We start from the raw sequence: 6,515 nt of genomic DNA on the forward strand, positions 1-6,515 counted from the left end.
TACCCTCGGCCCTCGCGCGTACCCGCCGCGTGTTCGCACCGCACCCCGCCAGGCCGGAACGGGCGCCGCAACCGCCCAGAAGGGCGACGAGGTTGACCGAACGGTTCCACCCGGCCGAGGGCCGCACGCCGGACACCTTCGCACCGGTCGAAGTCGGCGTCCACGGCGTCACCAAGCGCTTCGCCGACCAGACCGCGGTCGACGACGTCACGTTGCGGATCCACGAAGGCGAATTCTTCTCCGTCCTCGGCCCCTCCGGCTGCGGCAAGACCACGTTGCTGCGCATGATCGCCGGGTTCGAGGACCCGACCGCGGGCCGGATCGAGCTCGACGGCGTGGACGTGGTCGGCGTGCCGCCCTACCGGCGTGACGTGAACACGGTCTTCCAGTCCTACGCCCTGTTCCCGCACCTGTCGGTGTGGGACAACGTCGCCTACGGCGTCAAGCGCAAGGGCGTGCGCGGCGCGCGGCTGAAGCAGGTCGTCGGGGAGCACCTGGAACTGGTCCGACTGGAGCAGTACGCGAAGCGGCGGCCCGCGCAGCTCTCCGGCGGCCAGCAGCAACGCGTCGCCATCGCCCGCGCGCTCGCCGCCGGCCCCCGGCTGTTATTGCTGGACGAGCCCCTCGGCGCGTTGGACGCGGTGCTGCGCAAGGAGTTGCAGATCGAGCTGATGCGCATCCAGCGCGAGGTCGGCACCACCTTCCTCTACGTCACGCACGACCAGGAGGAGGCGCTGGTGCTGTCGCACCGCGTCGCCGTGATGAACGCGGGCCGGGTGGCGCAGGTCGGCTACCCGGAGGACGTCTATGAGCGCCCGGCCACCCGGTTCGTCGCCGGTTTCATCGGCACCTCCAACATCCTCGACGCCCGGGTGTCCGGTGTGGACGGTCGCTGGGCGGTGCTCGACGCGCCGGGCGTCACCGGCCTCAGGGCGCCGCTGAACGGCCACGAGGTCCGCCACGGGCAACGGGTCGCGGCGACCGTGCGCCCGGAGAAGGTGCACCTGCACGACCTCGCCGACGAACCGCCGACGGGCTGGTGCGTGCTCACCGGCACGGTCCGCGACGTCGTGTACGCGGGCGTGTCCACGCAGTACGTGGTGGACGTGCCGGGCGGCGCGGAGCTGGTCGCGTTCGCGCAGAACACCCACCGCGTCGCCGACGCGGGCTCGCCGGGGCAGCCCGTGCGGATGGCCTGGGATCCCGACTTCACCGTGTTGCTGGGGAGCGCCGATGACTGAGCGGACACTGCGGATCGCCCGACTCTGGGACCCGGAGGACGCGAAGGTGACCCGCCGGACCGTGCTGCGCTCGACGGCGTTCTTCGCCCTCGCCGCGACCGGGGCGTGCGGCGTCGGCGACGCGCCACCGACCGGCACGAGCAGCGCGCCCGCGTCGGCCGCGAGGGCGAGCAACGCGGTCGCCGAGCCGAAGCTCAACTTCTACAACTGGACCGACTACATCGCGCCCGACACGCTGCCCGGCTTCAAGGACGCCTCGGGCATCGAGGTCACCTACGACAACTTCAGCTCCAACGACGAGATGGAGGCCAAGATCGCCTCCGGCGCGGCCGGGTACGACCTGGTGGTGCCCAGCGACAACTTCCTGCGCCGGTTCCTGCGCTCCGGGCTGCTCACGCCGCTGGACCACGACCTGCTGCCGAACCTGGGCAACCTCGGCAAGCGGTTCACCGAGGCCGACTACGACCCGGGCAACGCCTACTCCGTGCCGTGGGCCTGGGGCACGACCGGCCTGGCGTACTCGAAGTCGCAGCTCGGCGACGTGACCGGGTTCTCGGCCTACGACCTGGCCGCCGCGCAGGGCCGCGCCACGATCCTGGACGAGGCGCGCGACGCGCTGGCGCTCGGCCTGCTCAAGCTCGGGCACGACCCGAACACCACCGACGCCGGGCAGATCGCCGAGGCGGTCGAGGTGCTGCTGGAGCTGAAGGGGAAGCTCGGCCAGATCACCTCGGACGTGATCGAGCCGCTGACCTCGGGCCAGACGCCGCTGGCGCAGGCGTACTCCGGCGACGCGTTCCAGGCGCGTGACGCGAACGACGACCTGGCCTACGCGATCCCGGTCGAGGGCGGCCTGTCCTACGTCGACCTGCTGTGCGTGCCCAAGGACGCGCCGCACGCGGAGAACGCGCACTGGTTCATCGACTACGTGCTGGAACCGTCGGTCGGCGCGGCGCTGGCCAACGCCATCCGCTACGGCAGCCCGAACGAGGCCGCCAAGCCCATGATCGAGCCGGAGCTGCTGAACGACCCGCTGGTGTACCCGTCGGACGAGCAACTGGCCAAGCTGCCGTTCACCAAGGACCTCGGCGCGGACGTGGAGGCCCGCTACGCCGACGCGTGGACCAGGGTCAAGACCGGCTGATGGCCCGGCCGCGGTGGCTGGTCGCCACCGGTCTGCTCGCGCCGACCGGTGCGTGGCTCGGCCTGTTCCTGGTCGCGCCGCTGGCGCTGGTGGTGCAGTTCAGCTTCGCCACCCGCGACACGGGGGTGGCGCGGGCCGTGCTGCCGTGGACGCTGCGGGCCTACGCGACCGCGCTGGACCCGGCGTTCCTGCCGATCTTCGGCCGCACGCTGGCGTACGCGGGCGTGACGACGGCGTTGTGCCTGCTCCTGGGCTTCCCGCTGGCCTGGTTCATCGCCCGGCACGCCGGCCGGCACCGGACCGCGCTGCTGGTGGCGGTGCTGGTGCCGTTCTGGTCGAGCTACCTGGCCCGGATCTACGCGTGGAAGGCGCTGCTGGACGGCGAGGGGCTGGTCAACCGGCTGCTGGGCGCCGTGGGCCTGGGCCGTGACGGCGGGTTCCTGCTGACGCACGGCGCGGTGGTGGTGGGGCTGACGTACGGGTTCCTGCCGTTCATGGTGCTGCCCTTGTACGTGGCGTGCGCGCGGTTCGACCACCGGCTGGTGGAGGCGTCCTACGACTTGGGGCACGCGCGGGCCTCGACGTTCTTCCGCGTGGTGCTGCCGGGCGTGTTCCCGGGCGTGCTGGCCGGGTCGTTGCTGGTCTTCGTGCCGTCGGCCGGTGATTTCGTCACGCCGAAGCTGCTCGGCGGCGTGGAGCAGTCGACGTTCGGCAGCGTGATCGACGACCAGTTCCGCGGCGGCAACAACTGGCCGCTCGGGTCGGCGATGGCGGTGTTGCTGCTGGTCCTGGTGGTGGTCGTGCTGGTGGCGCGCGGCCGGCGCGGCGAGGACGTGCTGTGAACCGCCGCCCGTGGGCGCTGGGCGCGGTCGCCGCCCTGGTGTTCCTGTTCCTCTACGCGCCGATCGGGTGGCTGGCGCTGGTGTCGTTCAACGACTCGCGGTCGCTGAGCCGCCTCACCGGCCTGTCGGTCCGCTGGTACGCGGCGCTGTTCCGCGACGCGCGGGTGCTCGACGCGCTCGGGCTGAGCCTGCGGCTGGCGGCGACGAGCGCCGTCGTCGCCACGGCGGTCGGCACGCTGGCGGCGTTCGGCCTGCGGCGCGCGTTCCCCGGCCGGGGCGTGTGGACGGTCCTGCTGAGCCTGCCGCTGGTGGTGCCCGAGGTGGTGCTGGGCGTGGCGCTGCTCGGGTTCTGCGTGAAGCTCGCGGGCATCCCGCTCGGGTTCGGCGCGCTGCTGGCCGCGCACGTCGCGTTCTCGTTGAGCTTCGTGGTGGTCGTGGTGCGGTCCCGGGTGGCGGGCGTGGACCACCGGCTCGAAGAGGCCGCCGCCGACCTCGGCGCGAGCCCGCTGGTGGCGTTCCGCACGGTCACGTTGCCGCTGGTCGCGCCCGCGGTGGCGGCGGGTGCGGCGTTCGCGTTCCTGCTGTCGTTCGACGACGTGGTGACGTCCAGCTACCTGACCGGGGTGGGCTCGACCACGCTGCCGGTGTTCGTGTACGCCCAGGCCGGCCGCCGCGGCGTGTCGCCGGAGATCGTCGCGCTGTCGACGGTGATGGTGGCGGTGAGCGCGGCGCTGCTGATCGCCGGCGTGCTCGTGGTGGCCTGGCGGGCGCGCCGCGCGTCACCTGCGTCAACTTTCGTCGGAGGCGGTCGAGACCAATGAACGCGGCCGTCCGGCGGCTGGTTCTTTACCGTGGTCCCCCGTGACGTCTGTCGTTCAGCGGCTCCGGCCCGCCCTGCCGGATCTCCGGGAGGCGCCCTCCGCGTTCCTGCGCGCCCACGCCGAGCGCCTCGGCCAGGTGACGCCCCTGCGCGTGGGGCGCGAGGTGCTGGCGGTCGTCGTGTTCCTCGGCCTGGACGTGTTCCCCGGCTGGGTCTCGGGCAACTCGCGGCTCTCCGGCTGGACGCTGATCCTGCTGGGCGCCGGGTACGTGGTGATCTACCTGTCCCGGCTGCTGTTCCCCGCGCTGGCCCTGCTGGCGGCCACGTGGGTCGTCTTCAGCTCCGAGCACGGCGGCGTCGCGCTGGTGGTGATGCTCTCCTACGCCGCCGGCTACCGGATCGCGCCGTGGCAGCGCTCGCTGCTCACCGCCGTCCTCGCGCTCGCCCTGCACATGTTCGCCTGGGGCCTGTCCGCGCCCGGCCTGTCCGGGCCGTTCGGCCAGTGGGTGATGCTGACCGTCTACTGCATGGTCGTGGCGCTGCCGTTCCTGGTCGGCCGGTACGTCGCGCAGCGCAACGCGCTGGTCGCGGCCTTGCAGGAACGCGAGGAGCGCGTGGTGCGGGAGCGGCGGATGGTGTCGCGCCAGGTGCGGCTGCGCGAGCGCAACCGGATCGCGCAGGACATGCACGACAGCCTCGGCCACCGGCTCAGCCTCATCTCCGTGCACGCGGGCGCGCTGGCCCTGGACACCGGCCTCGGCGAACGCCAGCGCGAGGCCGTGCAGGTGCTGCGCAGCGCGGCCCTCACCGCGATGGAGGAGCTGCGCGGCGTCATCGGCGTGCTGCGGCGCGACGAGGAACCGGACGAGGACCAGGTGCGGGGGAGCACCGTCGGCCGGGACAACCGGACCGTCGACGCGATCGACGAGCTGGTCGACGGCGCGCGCCGGGCGGGGGTGCGGGTCAGCCTGGTCCGCGGCGGCCTGGCCGTGCCGCTGCCCGCGAAGGTCAGCCACGCCGCGTACCGCATCGCCCAGGAGGGCCTGACCAACGCCAACAAGCACGCGCCGGGCGCGAGCGTGCAGGTGACCGTGAAGTACGAACCGGACGCGCTGGTGGTGGAGGTGCGCAACAACCCGCCGCGGACGAAGCTGCCCGGCGGCGCCGGGTTCGGCCTGATCGGGCTCGGCGAGCGGGTGCGGCTGGCGGGCGGCATGCTGCACGTGGGCGAGCTGCCGACCGGCGGGTTCCGCATCGCGGCCGTGCTGCCGTACGAGGACACCGCCGCGGCGGGCGACGAGCCGTCCGACGAGGAGCAGCCCGAACCCGCCAAGCCCACCGGCATCCGCAAGTGGGCGGGCGTCGGCTCGATCGTGCTGGCCGGGATCGTCGTGCTGGTGGTCGTCGGCGGCTACACGTGGATCGGGTCGCAACCCGTCACCAAGGTGGTGTCCGAGGAGTTGTACGACTCGGTGTCGGTCGGGCAGGCGGAGGCGGAGGTGATGGCCAAGCTGCCGGGCGGCGCCGAGCCGCCGCTGGGCGACCTCAACTCCGACGCCGATGCCGAGCCCGCCGGCGCGCGGTGCGAGTACCGCGTCGCCGACGTGCAGACCTACTCCTCGCGAGCGACCAAGATCGTGCGGTTCTGCTTCGCCGACGGCACGCTGGTCGAGAAGAACACCCACTTGCAGGGGATGTGACAGTGATCCGGGTCCTCATCGCCGACGACGAGCCGCTGATGCGCGCGGGCATCAAGGCCATCCTCGGCACCGCCGACGACATCGAACTGGTCGCCGAGGCCGGTGACGGGCGGGAAGCGGTCCGCATCGCCCTGGAGCGGCGGGTGGACGTCGCCGTGCTCGACATCCGCATGCCCCGCCTGGACGGCCTGGCCGCCGCACGCGAGCTGCGGACCGTCGCACCCTCGGTGCGGGTGGTGATGCTCACCACGTTCGGCGAGGACGACAACATCGTCCGGGCGCTGTCCGACGGCGCGGCCGGGTTCCTGCTCAAGGACTCCGCCCCGGAGGAACTGCTGCGCGCCGTGCGCGCCGTTCACTCGGGCGAGGCTTATCTGTCACCCATGGTGACGAGCCGGGTGGTGGGCATGGTGGCCCAGGTGGGTCAGCCCCGCCGGCAGGCGGCGATGCGCCAGGTCGAGGGGTTGACCGAACGCGAGGTCGAGGTGCTGGCCCTGCTCGGGCTGGGGATGTCCAACGCCGACGTCGGGCAGCGGCTGCACATGAGCGAGGCGACCGTGAAGACCTACGTGAGCAGGCTGCTGGCCAAGCTCGGGCTCACGAACCGGGTGCAGGCGGCGTTGCTGGCGCGCGACGCGGGGCTGGCGAACTGAGTGCGCGCAGGGGTGTGGGGCGGGCGGGGGGGCGCGCGGGGGAGCCCCCGCGGCGGCTATTTTAAGGTGGCCGGGATTCCAGGGACATGGGGGCAGCGCTCGAAAATACAGAGGA

General features: G+C 72.7%; 6 protein-coding genes. All 6 read left to right on the plus strand.

Annotated features, from left to right (window positions below):
- The first annotated feature begins 92 nt into the window (after positions 1 to 92).
- Genes AB0I91_RS16595 through AB0I91_RS16620 form a run of 6 tightly spaced genes read left to right on the plus strand, consistent with a single transcriptional unit; the run spans position 93 to position 6,400 of the window.
- Positions 93 to 1,241: an ABC transporter ATP-binding protein gene (locus tag AB0I91_RS16595; RefSeq protein ID WP_499637362.1), complete on the plus strand. Its 1,149-nt coding sequence runs from the start codon at positions 93 to 95 to the stop codon at positions 1,239 to 1,241.
- Positions 1,234 to 2,385, plus strand: coding sequence for a polyamine ABC transporter substrate-binding protein (locus AB0I91_RS16600; RefSeq protein ID WP_499637364.1), 1,152 nt, complete (start codon positions 1,234 to 1,236; stop codon positions 2,383 to 2,385). The genes AB0I91_RS16595 and AB0I91_RS16600 overlap by 8 nt, the downstream gene beginning before the upstream one ends.
- Positions 2,385 to 3,227 carry an ABC transporter permease gene (locus tag AB0I91_RS16605; protein ID WP_499637366.1) on the plus strand — a complete coding sequence of 281 codons (843 nt, stop codon included), beginning with the start codon at positions 2,385 to 2,387 and terminating at the stop codon, positions 3,225 to 3,227. Before AB0I91_RS16600 ends, AB0I91_RS16605 begins: the two co-directional genes overlap by 1 nt.
- A complete protein-coding gene (locus tag AB0I91_RS16610) occupies positions 3,224 to 4,048 on the plus strand; it encodes an ABC transporter permease (RefSeq protein ID WP_498784814.1) in 825 nt (274 codons plus the stop codon). The genes AB0I91_RS16605 and AB0I91_RS16610 overlap by 4 nt, the downstream gene beginning before the upstream one ends.
- Before the next feature lie 40 nt (positions 4,049 to 4,088).
- Positions 4,089 to 5,747 (plus strand): sensor histidine kinase, encoded by a 1,659-nt coding sequence (locus AB0I91_RS16615; protein WP_498784812.1) that lies wholly within the window; start codon positions 4,089 to 4,091, stop codon positions 5,745 to 5,747.
- Positions 5,748 to 5,749: 2 nt separating this feature from the next.
- Positions 5,750 to 6,400 carry a response regulator gene (locus tag AB0I91_RS16620; RefSeq protein ID WP_498784810.1) on the plus strand — a complete coding sequence of 217 codons (651 nt, stop codon included), beginning with the start codon at positions 5,750 to 5,752 and terminating at the stop codon, positions 6,398 to 6,400.
- Positions 6,401 to 6,515: the final 115 nt, after the last annotated feature.

The sequence above is a fragment of the Actinosynnema sp. NPDC049800 genome, assembly GCF_040656635.1.
Classification (GTDB): domain Bacteria; phylum Actinomycetota; class Actinomycetes; order Mycobacteriales; family Pseudonocardiaceae; genus Actinosynnema.

Bases quoted from the DNA above. Each gene is read 5' to 3' on its own strand.
- AB0I91_RS16600 (WP_499637364.1), top strand. From the start codon at position 1,234: ATGACTGAGCGGACACTGCGGATCGCCCGACTCTGGGACCCGGAGGAC.
- AB0I91_RS16605 (WP_499637366.1), top strand. From the start codon at position 2,385: ATGGCCCGGCCGCGGTGGCTGGTCGCCACCGGTCTGCTCGCGCCGACC.